This window comes from Massilia sp. YIM B02443, from assembly GCF_030411955.1.
Taxonomy (GTDB): domain Bacteria; phylum Pseudomonadota; class Gammaproteobacteria; order Burkholderiales; family Burkholderiaceae_D; genus Telluria.
The window spans coordinates 70,895-84,676 of the sequence record NZ_JASNRA010000020.1 but is presented as its reverse complement, the minus strand read 5'-3'; the positions used below and the strand labels follow the sequence as shown (position 1 = coordinate 84,676).

At 68.2% G+C, this 13,782-nt stretch carries 11 protein-coding genes and 1 pseudogene; 9 read left to right on the top strand and 3 right to left on the bottom strand.

Annotated elements, in window-relative coordinates:
- Window positions 1-33: 33 nt before the first annotated feature.
- Complete coding sequence (locus QPK27_RS19075; RefSeq protein WP_290419754.1) at window positions 34-933, bottom strand: LysR substrate-binding domain-containing protein; 900 nt, start codon at window positions 931-933, stop codon at window positions 34-36.
- 105 nt (window positions 934-1,038) lie between these two features.
- Between QPK27_RS19075 and QPK27_RS19070 the strand changes: the two genes are divergently transcribed.
- Window positions 1,039-1,959, top strand: a complete 921-nt coding sequence (locus tag QPK27_RS19070; protein WP_290419753.1) for an NAD-dependent epimerase/dehydratase family protein — start codon at window positions 1,039-1,041, stop codon at window positions 1,957-1,959.
- Window positions 1,960-2,208: 249 nt separating this feature from the next.
- Here QPK27_RS19070 and QPK27_RS19065 read toward each other — a convergent pair whose 3' ends face one another.
- Window positions 2,209-4,464 (bottom strand): OPT family oligopeptide transporter, encoded by a 2,256-nt coding sequence (locus tag QPK27_RS19065; protein WP_290419752.1) that lies wholly within the window; start codon window positions 4,462-4,464, stop codon window positions 2,209-2,211.
- Window positions 4,465-4,809: 345 nt separating this feature from the next.
- Between QPK27_RS19065 and QPK27_RS25535 the strand changes: the two are divergent.
- From QPK27_RS25535 to QPK27_RS19055, 3 genes and pseudogenes are all read left to right on the top strand, one after another.
- Window positions 4,810-5,130, top strand: a pseudogene (locus QPK27_RS25535) (transglycosylase domain-containing protein); the annotation flags it as partial.
- A gap of 106 nt (window positions 5,131-5,236) precedes the next feature.
- On the top strand, window positions 5,237-7,249 hold the full coding sequence (locus QPK27_RS19060) for a penicillin-binding protein 1A (RefSeq protein ID WP_374047091.1): 2,013 nt from the start codon (window positions 5,237-5,239) through the stop codon (window positions 7,247-7,249).
- Window positions 7,250-7,373: 124 nt separating this feature from the next.
- Window positions 7,374-7,733, top strand: a complete 360-nt coding sequence (locus QPK27_RS19055) for a DUF1428 domain-containing protein (protein WP_290419751.1) — start codon at window positions 7,374-7,376, stop codon at window positions 7,731-7,733.
- A gap of 71 nt (window positions 7,734-7,804) precedes the next feature.
- Here the strand turns inward: QPK27_RS19055 and QPK27_RS19050 are convergent, their stop codons facing one another.
- Window positions 7,805-9,199, bottom strand: a complete 1,395-nt coding sequence (locus tag QPK27_RS19050; protein WP_290419750.1) for an AMP-binding protein — start codon at window positions 9,197-9,199, stop codon at window positions 7,805-7,807.
- Window positions 9,200-9,397: 198 nt separating this feature from the next.
- On the opposite strand from QPK27_RS19050, the gene QPK27_RS19045 reads away from it, so the two are divergent.
- The 5 genes from QPK27_RS19045 to QPK27_RS19025 all read left to right on the top strand — a co-directional run bounded on the left by QPK27_RS19045 (window position 9,398) and on the right by QPK27_RS19025 (window position 13,770).
- On the top strand, window positions 9,398-9,790 hold the full coding sequence (locus tag QPK27_RS19045) for a phosphonate transporter (protein WP_290419749.1): 393 nt from the start codon (window positions 9,398-9,400) through the stop codon (window positions 9,788-9,790).
- A 4-nt stretch (window positions 9,791-9,794) separates the two neighbouring features.
- On the top strand, window positions 9,795-11,165 hold the full coding sequence (locus QPK27_RS19040; RefSeq protein ID WP_290419748.1) for a sensor domain-containing diguanylate cyclase: 1,371 nt from the start codon (window positions 9,795-9,797) through the stop codon (window positions 11,163-11,165).
- Window positions 11,149-12,930, top strand: coding sequence for a bifunctional diguanylate cyclase/phosphodiesterase (locus QPK27_RS19035; protein WP_290419747.1), 1,782 nt, complete (start codon window positions 11,149-11,151; stop codon window positions 12,928-12,930). The genes QPK27_RS19040 and QPK27_RS19035 overlap by 17 nt, the downstream gene beginning before the upstream one ends.
- A gap of 106 nt (window positions 12,931-13,036) precedes the next feature.
- The gene (locus QPK27_RS19030; protein ID WP_290419746.1) at window positions 13,037-13,330 is read left to right on the top strand and encodes a hypothetical protein; all 294 of its coding nucleotides are present in this window, start codon (window positions 13,037-13,039) and stop codon (window positions 13,328-13,330) included.
- A 152-nt stretch (window positions 13,331-13,482) separates the two neighbouring features.
- The gene (locus tag QPK27_RS19025; RefSeq protein ID WP_290419745.1) at window positions 13,483-13,770 is read left to right on the top strand and encodes a hypothetical protein; all 288 of its coding nucleotides are present in this window, start codon (window positions 13,483-13,485) and stop codon (window positions 13,768-13,770) included.
- Window positions 13,771-13,782 lie beyond the last annotated feature (12 nt).

The window sequence follows — 13,782 nt, the reverse complement described above, 5'->3', positions numbered from 1 at the left end:
GCTAACGAGGCCGTGCGGACGACGCCATCGGCGTCAACCCTGGTCGAACTGCACCCGCATTTCTTCCATCTCGCGCTCCAGCCAGGCCTTGATGCGCCGCACCTTGAGCATGTGTTCCTTGGTCGGATTGGCCAGGAAACGGTAGCCGTTGGCGAACGGCGCGCTGCGGCATGGGATGCGCAGCAAGGCGCCGGCCGAGATGTCCTCGAACGCGATCCCGTACGGCACCAGCGCCACGCCCTGCCCGGCCACCGCAGCCTGCACCAGCACGCCCCAGTGGCTGTAGCCGCGCGAGAACAGGTAGTCGCCATCCAGCGCCCGGTTCTCGTTGAGCAGCTTGAGCCAGGCCTCGGACGACTTCTCGATCAACAGCCGGTAGTCCGGCAGGTCGGCCAGCGTCAAAGGCGCCTGGCCGGGCGCCAGCAGTTCCGGGCTGTAGACCGGCACCAGCCGCTCGCGAAACAGCACCAGCGGATCGCCCTCTTCCACCGGTCCATAGCGGATCGCGACGTCGGTGCTGTCCGCATGCAGGTCGACCTGGGCGTCGTTCGAGTCGAGCCGGATATCGAGTTCCGGATACAGCTTGGTGAAGCGGTGCATGCGCGGCACCAGCCATTTGATCGCGAACGAATGCGTGGTCGAGATGCGCAGCACCGCTTCCTCGTCGCCGCTTTGCAGCGCCGCCACCTTGGCGCGCAGGTCGGCCAGCATGCGCGCGGTGGCGATCGCCAGCTCCTGCCCCTTTTCGGTGAGCGCGATGTGGCGCGGATGGCGCACGAACAAGGCAAAGCCGACGTTTTCCTCGAGCTGCTTGACCTGCTGGCTGACCGCCGCCGGCGTCTTGTGCAGCTCGCGCGCGGCCAGCTTGAAGCTGCCCCAGCGCGCGGCGCAGTCGAAATCGATCAGCCCGGACAGGCTGCGCAAAGGCTTCATAAGCGCTCCATGCATTAGAATTTATTAGTCAATGTCCATACTATTTCTCGGTTGCACCATTGTAACAACGGTACGACAATAGCGAGGATCAACAGAGGACACCCCATGCCCAAGAAAATTTTGGTAATCGGTGGCACCCGCTTTTTCGGCAAACTGCTGGTCCAGCGCCTGCTGCGCGCCGGGCACGAGGTCACGGTCGCCACGCGCGGCTACGCACCGGATCCGTTCGGCAACCGCATCGCCCGCGTGCGCGTCGACCGCCGCAACGAGTCGAGCATGCGCGCCGCCTTTGCCGGCGCCCGTTTCGACATCGTCTACGACCAGATGTGCTATTCGCCGTTCGACGCCGCGATCTCGGCGCGCGTGTTCGGCGGCAAGGTGGGACGCTACGTGATGACCTCGACCATCGACGTGTATCGCGCGCTGCCGGCGCAGACCGCGCCCTTTGCCGAAGACGCGCTGCAGATCCTGGCCCAGCCGATCGACACCGGCTATCCGTGGCACGACCCGGCGCTGGCCAACGACAGCTACGTGGCCGGCAAACTCCAGGCCGAGGCTTACCTGTACCGCGACGGCAGCCTGCCGCTGGCCAGCGTGCGCCTGGCGCACGTGCTGGGCGGACCGGACGACTACACCGGCCGGCTGGCGCACTATGTCGACCTGGTGCGCGGGCGTACGCCGCTGCGCTACACCCAGGCACGTGCGCGCACCTCGTTCATCGAGGCGCAGGACGCTGCCAACTTCCTGGCCTGGACCGGGGCGCAGGACTTCACCGGGCCGGTGAATGCGGGCGACGACGGCGCGCTGTCGGCGTATGAGCTGCATGCGCGCGTCGGCCAGGCGCTGGATGCGCCGGCGCGGGTGCGCAAGGCCCCTGCTGACGAAGCCGGGCCGTTTTCGCCGTTCGACCTGGCGGCGCCGCTGGTGCTGGACACGTCGCGCGCGAAGGCGCTGGGCTATCCGGTCAAGCATACCGACGACTGGATCGCGGATACGATCCGGCAGCACGATCTGGCTTACGTTTGATTGACGGCTGCGCTGGAGCTGGTTGGACGCGTCGGCGGCGGAGCCGCCAACCCTACAGGAAAGGTTGTTGAACGCGTGGACGGCTTGCCGTCCACGCGTCCAACATCGCATCCATACCGCGTAGGGTTGGCGGCTCCGCCGCCGACGCGTTCAAGCGACGCTCGCATCCCATTAACGAACAACGCCGGCTCGAAGCCGGCGTTGTCGTTTGCAGCGCGGCCTTGCGGCCGCCCCTCTTTATTTCTCGGATTACTTCCTGGCCTTCTCGCGCGCCACCCAGTACAGCAGCCCGACGATCAGCGCATACGGAATCATGCTCAGGAAGTTGGCATTGTCCCCCGCGAAGAACGGATTCGACGCCTCGGCCCAATCGCCGATCGCGCTATCGAACTCGGTCAGCACGCCGGCCGTGATCGCAATGATGATGCCGGCCAGCGCGCCGCCCGCGATATAGCCCGACGCCAGCAGCGTGCCCGAGCTGCGGTCGCCCGCGGCCTGGCGTTCTTCCTCGTTCAGGTTGGCGTTCTGCGGCAGCTTGTTGTTGCGGCGGTCCGCGAGCCAGCGCACCGTGCCGCCGATCGCGATCGGCAGCGTCGCCACCAGCGGCAGGTAGACGCCGACCGAGAACGCCAGCGCCGAGATGCCGGCCATTTCCAGCACCAGCGCGATCATCACGCCGAACAGCACCAGCGTCCACGGCAGCTGCTGGTCGAGGATGCCCTTGATGATGTACGACATCAGCACCGCCTTGGGCGCGTCGTATTTCTTGACCTCGGAGCCGTCGGGGCGGGTCTTGTGCTGGCCATTGATGCCCGGGTCGACCAGGTACACGACCTTGCCGTCGTTCGCCACGAAGTACTTGCCGGCCGGGCCGCCCACGGTGTCGAGCTTGTGCCAGACTTTATACGTGTTACCGTCGGTTTGCCCCTGCGGGCCGTGCAGCTGGCCGGTCTCGTCCAGCTTCGAGGCATCCACCGTCAGGCCCGGCGCCACCTGCGCCGCCGGCACGTATACGGTGCCCGCTTCGTTCAGCTTGAGCAGGATCGGCCCCAGGATCAGCGCCGAAGCGAACGCACCGCACAGGATCGCGTACTGCTGCATGCGCGGGGTCGAGCCGACCAGGTAGCCGGTCTTCAGATCCTGCGAGGTGGTGCCGGCGTTGCTGGCGGCGATGCAGACGATGGCGCCGACCGACAGCGCGGTGACGTAGTAACGCCCGCCGGTCCAGCCCAGCACCAGGAAAATCAGGCAGGTGAACAGCAGCGTGGCCACCGCCATGCCCGAGATCGGGTTCGACGACGAGCCGATCTCGCCGGTCAGGCGCGACGACACGGTGGCGAACAGGAAGCCGAACACCAGGATCAGGATCGCGCCCAGCACGTTCATGTGCAGCGGCGTGGCCAGCGAGATGATGGCGATGATCGCCAGGCAGCCGATCACCACCCACTTCATCGGAATGTCGCGGTCGGTGCGCAGCGACGCGTCGCCGCTCGAACCCTTGCTCATGCCTGCGAGGCCGCCACGCAGGCCGTTCCAGATCGTCGGCAGCGAACGCACCAGCGAGATCAGGCCCCCGGCCGCCACCGCGCCGGCGCCGATGTACAGGATGTAGGCGCCGCGGATGTCGTCCGGCGTCATGTCGCGGATCAGCATGGTCCCCGGCGACAGCGGTACGGTCAACAGCTCGCCGAAGAACTTGATCATCGGGATGAGCAGGAGCGAAGCCAGCACGCCGCCGGCCGCCATCGTGAACGCGATGCGCGGACCGATGATGTAGCCGACGCCGACCAGTTCCGGCGAGATCTCGGCCCCGGCGCTGCCGGCCTTGAGCGGCGCGCCGAACTGAAAGTCGATCACGTCGCGCCAGCCCTTGAACGACACGCTCAGGGTTTTATACAGGATGCCGATGCCGAAGCCGCCGAAGATGATCATCGCGCGGCGCTTGGCTTCCTTCGCTGCGTCGGAACCCTCCTCGCGCACCTCGCCCGCCGCTTCGCGCGAGACGTCGGTGGCGGCGGCCTTGAGCACTTCGGCGCAGGCGGTGCCTTCCGGGTACTTCAGTTCGCGGTGCTGGTCGACGATCAGCGTGCGGCGCAGCGGGATCATCATCAGGATACCGAGCAGGCCGCCCAGCACGCCGACCAGCATCACGCGCGAGATTTCCAGGTCGAAGCCCAGGATCATGATCGCCGGCATGGTCACGCCCAGGCCGAAGGCCAGCGATTCGCCGGCCGAGCCGGCGGTCTGGGCCACGCTGTTTTCCAGGATGGTCGATTCGCGCGCGCCCATCTTGCGCGCCACGCCGAACAGGGTGATCGCGATCACCGCCACCGGAATCGAGGCGCTGACGGTCAGGCCGACCTTCAGCACCAGGTACAGCGACGAGGCGCCGAAGATCATCCCCAGGATCACGCCCATGATCAGGGCGCGCGGGGTCATTTCCGCCAGCTGGGCGGAGGCCGGGATGTAGGGCTTGAAGCCGGCCGGGTTGGGGTCGTAAGGCATGGTGTTCCTTTGTTGCTGGAGCGGTCCGCCACGGGAAATGGGACGCCATGGCGCGGCCGAAAGCGAGAATATCTCACATGCAACGCGGGAATGAAAGCGTAAAAATTGCATGGTATAAAAGCGCACTATAATCGGTGGCTGGCGGCCCGAAGTTGGACTCGACCTCGGGCACAGCAGCGCGCCCGGCGCCATAACTACCGCGAGAGTTCCGCAGTGACCAAGTCTTCAAGCACGTCCCCAACGTCGAAAAAACAGCCTCCCCCACGCCCGCGCCGCCTGCGCGGCATCCTGCTCGCCCTGCTGGCGGCCGTCCTGCTGGCGATCGGCGGCGTGGCCGCCTGGGTGATGACGGCGATCCTGCCCAACGTGCCCCCGATCGACGCCGTCACCGACTACCGGCCCAAGATCCCGCTGCGCATCTACACCGCCGACAATGTCCTGATCGGCCAGTTCGGCGTCGAGCACCGCGACTTCGTGCCGATCTCGAAGATCCCGCCGATGATGAAGACGGCGGTGCTGGCGATCGAGGACACCCGCTTCTACGAGCATGGCGGCATCGACTTCCGGCGCGCGCTGGGCGCGGCCCGCGCCAACCTGGGCGGGGGCTTTCGCCAGGGCGCCTCGACCATCACCATGCAGGTGGCGCGCAACTTCTTCCTCACGAAAGAAAAACTGGTGTCGCGCAAGCTGACCGAAGTCGCGCTGGCCTACAAGATCGAAGCCGCCCTGAGNGCAGGTGGCGCGCAACTTCTTCCTCACGAAAGAAAAACTGGTGTCGCGCAAGCTGACCGAAGTCGCGCTGGCCTACAAGATCGAAGCCGCCCTGAGCAAGGACCAGATCCTCGAGCTGTACATGAACCAGATCTACCTGGGCCAGCGCTCGTACGGCTTTTCCAGCGCCGCGCGCAGCTATTTCGGCAAGACGCTGGATCAGTTGACGCTGGCCGAGACGGCGATGCTGGCCGGCCTGCCGCAGAACCCGGCGCGCCACAACCCGGTCGCCAACCCCAAGCGCGCGCAGCAGCGCCAGCACGCCATCCTCAAGCGCCTGCGCGACCTGGGCGACATCGACGAGGCGCAATGCCAGCAGGCGCTGGCCGAGCCGCTGCGCGTCAAGCGCGACGCCGGCCAGTCGTTCGACACCCGCGCCGAATACGTGGCCGAACTGGCGCGCCAGGTGGTCTTCGAGCAGTTCGGCGAAGAAGCCTATACGCGCGGCATCACGGTCACCACCACCATCCTCAAGGCCGAGCAGGACGCGGCCTACGACTCGGTGCGAGGCAACGTGCTGGCCTACGACAGCCGCCACGGCTACCGCGGCCCCGAGGCGCGCATCGTGCTGCCGGGCGACGGCGAGGAACGCGAAGCGGCGATCATCGAGGCGCTGCAAAAGCGTCCGTCGAGCGACGGCCTGCTGCCGGCGGTGGTGCTGGCCGCCAGCGCGCAGGAGGTGCGGGTCGAGACCTTGTCCGGCGAGGACGTCACGATCAGCGGCGCCGGCCTGAAGTTCGCCGCGGCCGGCCTGTCGCCCAAGGCGCGCGAGGCGATCCGCATCGCGCCGGGCGCGGTGATCCGCATCAGCAAAAGCGACAAAGGCGCGTGGGCGATCACCCAGGTGCCGCAGGTGGCCGCCGCGTTCGTCGCGCTCGACGCGTCCACCGGCGCCTACCACGCGCTGGTCGGCGGCTTCGACTACAACCTGCAGAAGTTCAACCACGTGACCCAGGCCTGGCGCCAGCCCGGCTCCAGCATCAAGCCCTTCGTCTATTCGGCGGCGCTGGAAAAAGGCTATTCGCCGGCCACCCGCATCCTGGACCAGCCGATCGAGCTGCCCGGCGCCAGCGTCGACACGCCATGGACGCCGCAGAACGACGACGGCGTGTTCGACGGCGAAGTCACGCTGCGCCAGGCGCTGGCCAAGTCGAAGAACGTGCCGACGGTGCGCGTGCTGCGCGCGGTGTCGGTCGACTTCGCGCACCAGTACCTGGAGCACTTCGGCTTCGACCTGGCGCGCCACCCGAAGAATTACACCATGGCGCTCGGCACCGGCGCGGTCACCCCGCTGCAGCTGGCCGGCGCCTATGCCGTATTCGCCAACGGCGGCTACCGCGTCAAACCCTACCTGATCGCAAGCATCCGGGACGGTAACGGCAGCGTCATTGCCGAGACGCAGCCGGCGGCGCAGAGCGAGGACCGGCGCGTGATCACGGCGCGCAACGCCTTCGTGGTGGACAGCATGCTGCGCGACGTCACCCGCTACGGCACCGCCGCCGCCGCGACCAAGCAACTTGGCCGCCAGGACCTGGCCGGCAAGACCGGCACCACCAACGACGCCATCGACGGCTGGTTCTCCGGCTACGGCGGCAACGTGGTGGGCGTGGCCTGGATGGGCTACGACGAACCGCGCTCGCTGGGCGGACGCGAATTCGGCTCGACGCTGGCGATGCCGATCTGGATCGACTACATGCGCGTGGCGCTGGCCAAGGTGTCCCCGGTCGAACGCACGCCGCCCGAGGACGTGGTCAACGACGGCGTCGACTGGATCTACCCGGAATTCATCGACGCGGTGGAAGAACGCACCATCGACATCGCGCCGCAGACCGATCCGGAAGGCATAGTGACGGACGATCCGGACGCGCTGCCGGCGCCGCATGACGGCGCGCCGGAAGACGGCGTGCCAGGCGCGATCCCGCTGCCGCAGGTGGCGCCGCCGCCTGCCCCGCCGGCGCCTGTGCCCGCCGTGCCACAAGGGGCGCCCGCGCCGCCACCCGGCGGCCGCTATTGATGTTAGTCTGATCTGCCCGGCTCCGGCCGGGAACCTTCGCCACGGTCCGCCGGTCTGTAGATGAGCGGCCCGTGCCGGCAGCGGGCATTCCCCATCCGCAGCACATCACAACGAGGAGATCATCATGGCGTACGTCGACGGTTTTGTCCTTCCCCTGCCCAAATCAAAGATCGACGCCTACAAGGCGATCGCCGAAATGGCCGGCACGGTGTGGCGCGAGCATGGCGCGCTCGATTATCGCGAATGGATCGCCGACGACGTCAAGCCGGGCAAGCTGACCTCGTTCCCGCAGAGCGTCAACCTGGAAGACGGCGAAACCGTGGTATTCGCGTGGATCGTGTACGCATCGCGCGAAGCGCGCGACCAGGTCAACGAGAAGGTGATGAAAGATCCGCGCCTGGCCGATGTGATGAAGCCGGACGCGATGCCGTTCGACGGCAAGCGCATGATTTACGGCGGCTTCAATCTGCTGGTGGAGCGCTGAGCCTCGCGCGCTGAACCCGGCGCCGCGGGCGCCAGCCGCCAGGCGCCCGGCGTCGCCGCGCGCGGCGCGGCTTACAGGCAGGCGTCGATGATCCAGTCGGCCAGCTTGCCGCTGGCGCCGCGCGGCAATGCCGGGCCAAACGAGATCGCGGCCGGGCATTCGGCGGCCGACAGGCGCTCGCCGAGCCAGGCATGCAGTTGCGCGCGCAGGGCATCGGCTTGCTGCACGCCGCCCTGTTGCCAGTCCCAGCCGGGCTGGCGCGGCGCCACGAAGGCTTTCAGGCGATGGCCCTCGTCGGCGCGCATCAGGCGCACGCTGGCGTCCGCGACCTGCGGATGCAGCTTGAGCACGTCCGCCACATAGCCCGGGAACACGTTGACGCCCCCGACCTGCACCGCCTGGTCGACCCGTCCGGCCGGGCGGAAGCGGTCGGCGTCGGACCAGTCCAGCCGGTCCTGCAGCGGATAGGTGCGACGCTGGCCATCGACCATGGTGCGTTCAAGGTGCTCGCCTTGTGGCTGCTCGCCTTGTGGGTACTCGTATTTCGCGTGTTCACCGTTCAAGTGTTCGCCCTGGTGCGCGCGGCTCCAGTAGGGGAACAGCGTGTAGTCCGCATCCGGGCTGTCGCGCCAGCCGACGCCGGCGGTCTCGGAACTGCCGTACACCTGCACCAGCCGCGCCAGGCCGGCATCGACGGCGCCGCGCGCCACCGCGTCCGGGCATGGCGAGGTCGAGCTGACGCCAATCACGTCCGGTAGCACGCGCGCCGCCGCGCCGTGCGTTGCCGCGCCGTCCGCTGCGCCGCCCGCCGTGCCACCGATTTGCGCATCCACGCCAGCCTCGGCCAAGCCACGCCAGAAATCGGGGAACCCGACCACCAGGTCGCCCGGACGCAACTGCCGCGCCAGCGCGCCCGGGGCAAAGCCGCGCAAATCGAGCACGTCCTGTGCCGACAGGCCCAGCCGGAGCGGCAGCAACACGGTGAACAGGAATCCATAGATATGGTGCGATGGCACCAGACTGACGATCCGGCGCCGTCCCGGGAACAGCGACGCCAGCGCCGCCGTCTCTTGCCACAGCGCGGCCAGCGCGTGGGTGCAGGGTTTCGGCGCACCTGAGCTGCCCGAGGTGCGGAAGGTCAGCGCGGCGCCACCGGCATCGAGGCCGGCATGGGCCTGCGCCACCCACGCGCACAGACGGGTGTCCGCCAGCAGCGCGCCTTCGGCCTCGGCCGTCGGGCGGCCCAGGTGCAGCACCGTTTCCAGTGTGCTGGCCAGTCCCATCAGGTCGAGCGAGTCGGCGCCGAGATCGGTGCGCAGGTCGGTGTCGGGCGTCCACGGCTGCCCCGGAAATCGCACGCCGGGGCGCATCAGCGCCATGTCGGCCGCCAGCAAATCGGCAACCATGCGCTGCAACACGGCATCGTCCCGCCACCAGCGGAACGCGATCGGGGTCTCGGAAGTCATGCAGGCAGGCCGGAAGGTGGAAAGGCCTGGATGGTGACAGCACGCGCAAATGCTGTCAAACCGGTCATTCCTGTGGCTAAAAGTACAATCCACAAAGAAATTGTCACATTAGACCCTGCGCACAATTGACACCCGACCTTTTCACATGCCAACATCAGTTTCTAACAATCAATATCCAACAATACGGCCGCCAAAACCATGACCAATTCGACCACCACCTTCGGCATGCCGGATCTCGCCGCCCGCCTCGACCGCTGCACGCTTGAAGAGCTCGATGGTCTGGACTTTGGCGTGATCGGCTTCGGCGCCGACACCAACGTCGAGCTCTACAACGCCTTCGAATCGCAGGCCGCCGGCCTGTCGCAGCAGCGCGTGCTCGGCCAGCCGCTGTTCACCAACGTCGCCCCGTGCCTGAACAACTTCATGGTGGCGCAGCGCTTCGAGGACGCCCAGGACGACGGCTCGCCTCTCGACGACACGATCGACTACGTGCTGACCCTGCGCATGCGCCCGGTCAAGGTGGCCCTGCGCCTGCTGGCCAGTCCGGGCAGCGCCCGCCGCTACGTGCTGGTCCAGCGCCAGCCGCGTTGATACCGTGTCGCGCGATCTCGACCAGCTCGGCGCCGAATACGAAGCGCTGATCCAGTTCCTGTACCTGGCCCCGGTGGGGCTGGTGCAGGCGGACTTCCATGGCGAGATCGCCATGATGAACCCGATCTCGGCCCAGTTGCTGATGCCGCTGTCGCGCGATGGCGGCCTGGACAACCTGTTCACGGCCCTGCAGGACGTGGCGCCGGAGTTGCGCAACCTGTGCGCCACCTATGGGGCGCCCAGCGGCAAGGTGTGCGACGGCCTGCACGTGCACCTGAACGCGGGCGGCGTTACCGGCAGCGCCAAGCGGGTGCCGCAGATCCTGTCGATCACCCTGCTCAAACTCGACGCCACACGCCTGATGGCGGTGATCAGCGACGTCACCGAGCAGGTGCGGCGCGAGCGCCAGCTGCGCCAGAGCGATGCCTGGCTCAACGCCATCCTGACCGGCATCAGCGACTACGCCCTGGCCAGCATCGACTGGCAGGGCCGTATCTGCGAATGGAACCCGAGCATCGAACGCGTCACCGGCCACGGCCAGGACATCGTCGGCCAGCCGTTCTCGGTGTTCTATGCGCCCGACGCGATCATTCCCGAACATTTGCATGACCGCCTGCGCGAGGCCGACGCCAACGGCTGGACCCTGGACGAAGGCCGCCGCCTGCGCGCCGACGGCAGCACCTTCTGGGGCAGCGTGCTGATCGCCCCGCTGCCGGACCGCGAGCCGCTGCCGGGCGAAGACCCCGGCCCGGCCTATTGCCTGATCCTGCGCGACATCAGCGACAAGCGCGAAGCCAGCGAGCGCCGCCGCCGCGAGACCTTCGCCGACTACCTCACCGGCCTGGCCAACCGCCGCGCCCTGTTCGAGGCGGCCGAGCAGGAATTGCAGCGCAGCCAGGCGCTGCCGCGTCCGACCGCGCTGGTGGTGATCGACGCCGACCACTTCAAGGCCATCAACGACCGCCACGGCCATCCGGGCGGCGACGCCGTGCTGCAGCACCTGGCCGCCATCCTGACCTCCACCTTCCGCGAAGTGGACGTGGTGGCGCGCATCGGCGGCGAGGAGTTTGCCGTGCTGCTGCCCTCGACCGACCTGACGCGCGCCGCCGTGGTGGCCGAACGCCTGCGCGCCGCCGTCGCTTCGCAGAGCGCCATGGTCGACGGCGTCGCGGTACGCTTCACGGTCAGCGCCGGCGTCGCCGCCAGCAGCAACGGCCGCGGCGGCGTCGACCTGCTGCTCAAGCAGGCCGACCAGGCCCTGTACGCCGCCAAGCGCGCCGGACGCAACCGCGTCGAACGCTGGCGGCCCGAGCTGGTTGCCAAGCGCCCCCACGACCACGCGCACCACCCTGGAGAGGATGCCGATGCTGCCTGACCCGAGCGATGCCTACGAAGCCCTGATGCAGTTCCTGTACCGCGCCCCGATCGGGCTGGCACAGACCACCCTCGACGGCAGCGTCGAGATGCTCAATCCGATGGCCTCGAACCTCTTGATGCCGCTCGCGAACGAGCACGGCTTGGACAACCTGTTCGAGGTGCTGGCCGCGGTCGCGCCGCAGCTGCCGCTCATGGTCGAGGCCTTCATCGAGCCGTCCGGCGTGATCTGCGAAGGCCTGCGCCTGCCGGTCGGGGTGGCGCACGCCGCCACCGGCAGCCTGCAGGTGCTGTCGCTGAGCCTGCTGAAACTGGACCGCGAGCGCCTGATGGCGACCGTGGCCGACGCCACCTTCGAAGTCCAGCGCGAGCAGGAAACCCTGCACCGGCGCCTGCGCAACGCCGCGCGCACCGACGCCCTGACCCGCATGCCGAACCGCGAAGCGGTGCGCGAAGAGCTGCAGCGCCTGATCGGATCGCAGGCGGCTGCGCCGGACGCCGACGCGCCCCAGTTCGCGGTGTTGCTGATCAACGGCGACCGCTTCCGCCAGGTCAACGACAGCCTGGGCCAGGGTATCGGCGACCAGCTCTTGATGCACATGGCCGACCGCGTGCGCGGCGCCCTGCGCCCGACCGGCGCAGGCTTCATTCCCCCCGGCGCGCGCGTGCCGGGCCAGCTGGCGGGACGCATCGGCGGCGACGAATTCGTGGTGGTGCTGGAAAGCATGCGCAGCCGCAGCGACGCCGAACGGGTGGCGATCCGCCTGCTCGACGCGCTGGCGCGTCCCTACGTGATCGACGGCCACGAGATCGTCTGCTGCGCCAGCCTGGGCCTGGCCTGGGGCGCGGGCGCGGCCAGCGATCCGGACGCCGTGCTGCGCGACGCCGGCATCGCCATGGTCGAAGCCAAGCGCGCCGGCGGCAACCGCCACGTGGTGTTCGACCCGGGCATGCGCGAACGCGCCGCGCGCCGCGCCGACATCGAGGCCGACCTGCGCCAGGCGCTGGCGGAGGACCAGCTGTTCGTGGTCTACCAGCCGGTGGTGGGCCTGCGCCCGGACGGCGCGGTCGACCACGCGGCCGGCGTCGAGGCGCTGGTGCGCTGGCGCCATCCGCTGCGCGGCATCGTGCCGCCCGGCGACTTCATCCAGGTGGCCGAAGAATGCGGCCTGATCGGCGCGGTGGGCGACTTCGTGCTGGAGCGCGCCTGCCGCGACTACGTCAGCTGGCAGGCGCGCATGGGCAATGCCGCGCCGCGCCTGATGGCGGTCAACCTGTCGCGCGCCCAGCTCGGCCAGCCGGGCTGGATCGACACCGTGCGCGCCATCCTCGAGCGCAGCAGCATGCCGGCCGCGGCGCTGCAGCTGGAAGTGACCGAAAGCCTGGCCGCCCAGGACCAGGACATCCAGGGCCGCCTACACGAACTGAAGGCGCTCGGCATCAAGCTGGCGCTGGACGACTTCGGCACCGGCTATTCGTCGCTGTCGAGCCTGCACCTGCTGCCGGTGGACACGGTCAAGATCGACCGCTCCTTCGTGTGCCAGGCCGACACCAGCGCCCACCACCGGGTGCTGATCGAAGCCACCGTCAAGGTGGCGCAGAGCCTGGGCATGAATACGGTGGCCGAGGGCATCGAGACCCAGTCCCAGCTCGACGTGGTGCGCAGCCAGCGCTGCGACAAGGCGCAGGGATACTTGTACAGCCGCCCGCTGCCGGCGCCGGAGCTGCTGGCTTGGCTCGACGCCAGAATGGCAGTGGCCGCCTGACGCGGCGCTGCGCCGGGCTCCTACAGGGCACGCCGGCGCGTTCCTATTCCCGGCGCGCGGGCCGGAACTGCATCATGGCCTCATCCAATCATCCGAGGAGAACGACATGAAACGTATCCTGAATACCGCAGTCGTGGCCGGCGTGCTGGCCTTTGGCCTGGGCGCCTGCAGCTCGACCGACACCATGAACAACGGCATGAACAGCAGCGGCTCGAGCGCGACCTCGTCGACCAACAGCGGCAGCGCCGTGGAATCGAACGCCACCACCGGCGACACCACCGGCGGCTCGAGCTGGAATGCCGGCTCGACAGGCGTGACCAACGCTTCGGGCACCATCAACAACACCGATTCGTCGAGCACCGGCACCAATACCAATCCCAACGCGACCATCAGCCGCTGACGGACGGGCGCCATGGCCTGGTCCGGCATGGCGCCGCGCAGTTATGGATGAGTGTGTGAGCACCTTCCTACAAACGTTAACGACGCGTTCCTATTCTCGCCATACCGCTGACCTCGCATGATGAGGCCACAGACAAACCGAGGAGATCCAATATGAAAAACACGATCCAGACCGTCGTCCTGGGCGGCGTCATGGCCTTCGCCCTGGCCGCCTGCAACACCACCGGCACCGACACCACCACCACCAGCGGCTCGTCGTCGATGAGCAGCAGCGGTTCGTCGATGGACCCGAATGCCCGCAGCAACGGCAGCAGCTCGAATGCGCCGAACAGCGGCGCCTCGACCGGCGAAGGCGCCAGCGGCAACACCGGCGACACCCGTCCGGCCGCCAATACCCCGACCCACGGCGCACCGACCACCGGTTCGTCGACCGGCAGCTAAAGCGCCAGACGC

Excerpts from the sequence above, each read along its gene's own strand:
- QPK27_RS19075 (WP_290419754.1), bottom strand. The coding sequence starts at position 933 with ATGAAGCCTTTGCGCAGCCTGTCCGGGCTGATCGATTTCGACTGCGCC.
- QPK27_RS19070 (WP_290419753.1), top strand. The coding sequence starts at position 1,039 with ATGCCCAAGAAAATTTTGGTAATCGGTGGCACCCGCTTTTTCGGCAAA.
- QPK27_RS19065 (WP_290419752.1), bottom strand. The coding sequence starts at position 4,464 with ATGCCTTACGACCCCAACCCGGCCGGCTTCAAGCCCTACATCCCGGCC.
- QPK27_RS19055 (WP_290419751.1), top strand. The coding sequence starts at position 7,374 with ATGGCGTACGTCGACGGTTTTGTCCTTCCCCTGCCCAAATCAAAGATC.
- QPK27_RS19050 (WP_290419750.1), bottom strand. The coding sequence starts at position 9,199 with ATGACTTCCGAGACCCCGATCGCGTTCCGCTGGTGGCGGGACGATGCC.
- QPK27_RS19045 (WP_290419749.1), top strand. The coding sequence starts at position 9,398 with ATGACCAATTCGACCACCACCTTCGGCATGCCGGATCTCGCCGCCCGC.
- QPK27_RS19035 (WP_290419747.1), top strand. The coding sequence starts at position 11,149 with ATGCCGATGCTGCCTGACCCGAGCGATGCCTACGAAGCCCTGATGCAG.
- QPK27_RS19030 (WP_290419746.1), top strand. The coding sequence starts at position 13,037 with ATGAAACGTATCCTGAATACCGCAGTCGTGGCCGGCGTGCTGGCCTTT.
- QPK27_RS19025 (WP_290419745.1), top strand. The coding sequence starts at position 13,483 with ATGAAAAACACGATCCAGACCGTCGTCCTGGGCGGCGTCATGGCCTTC.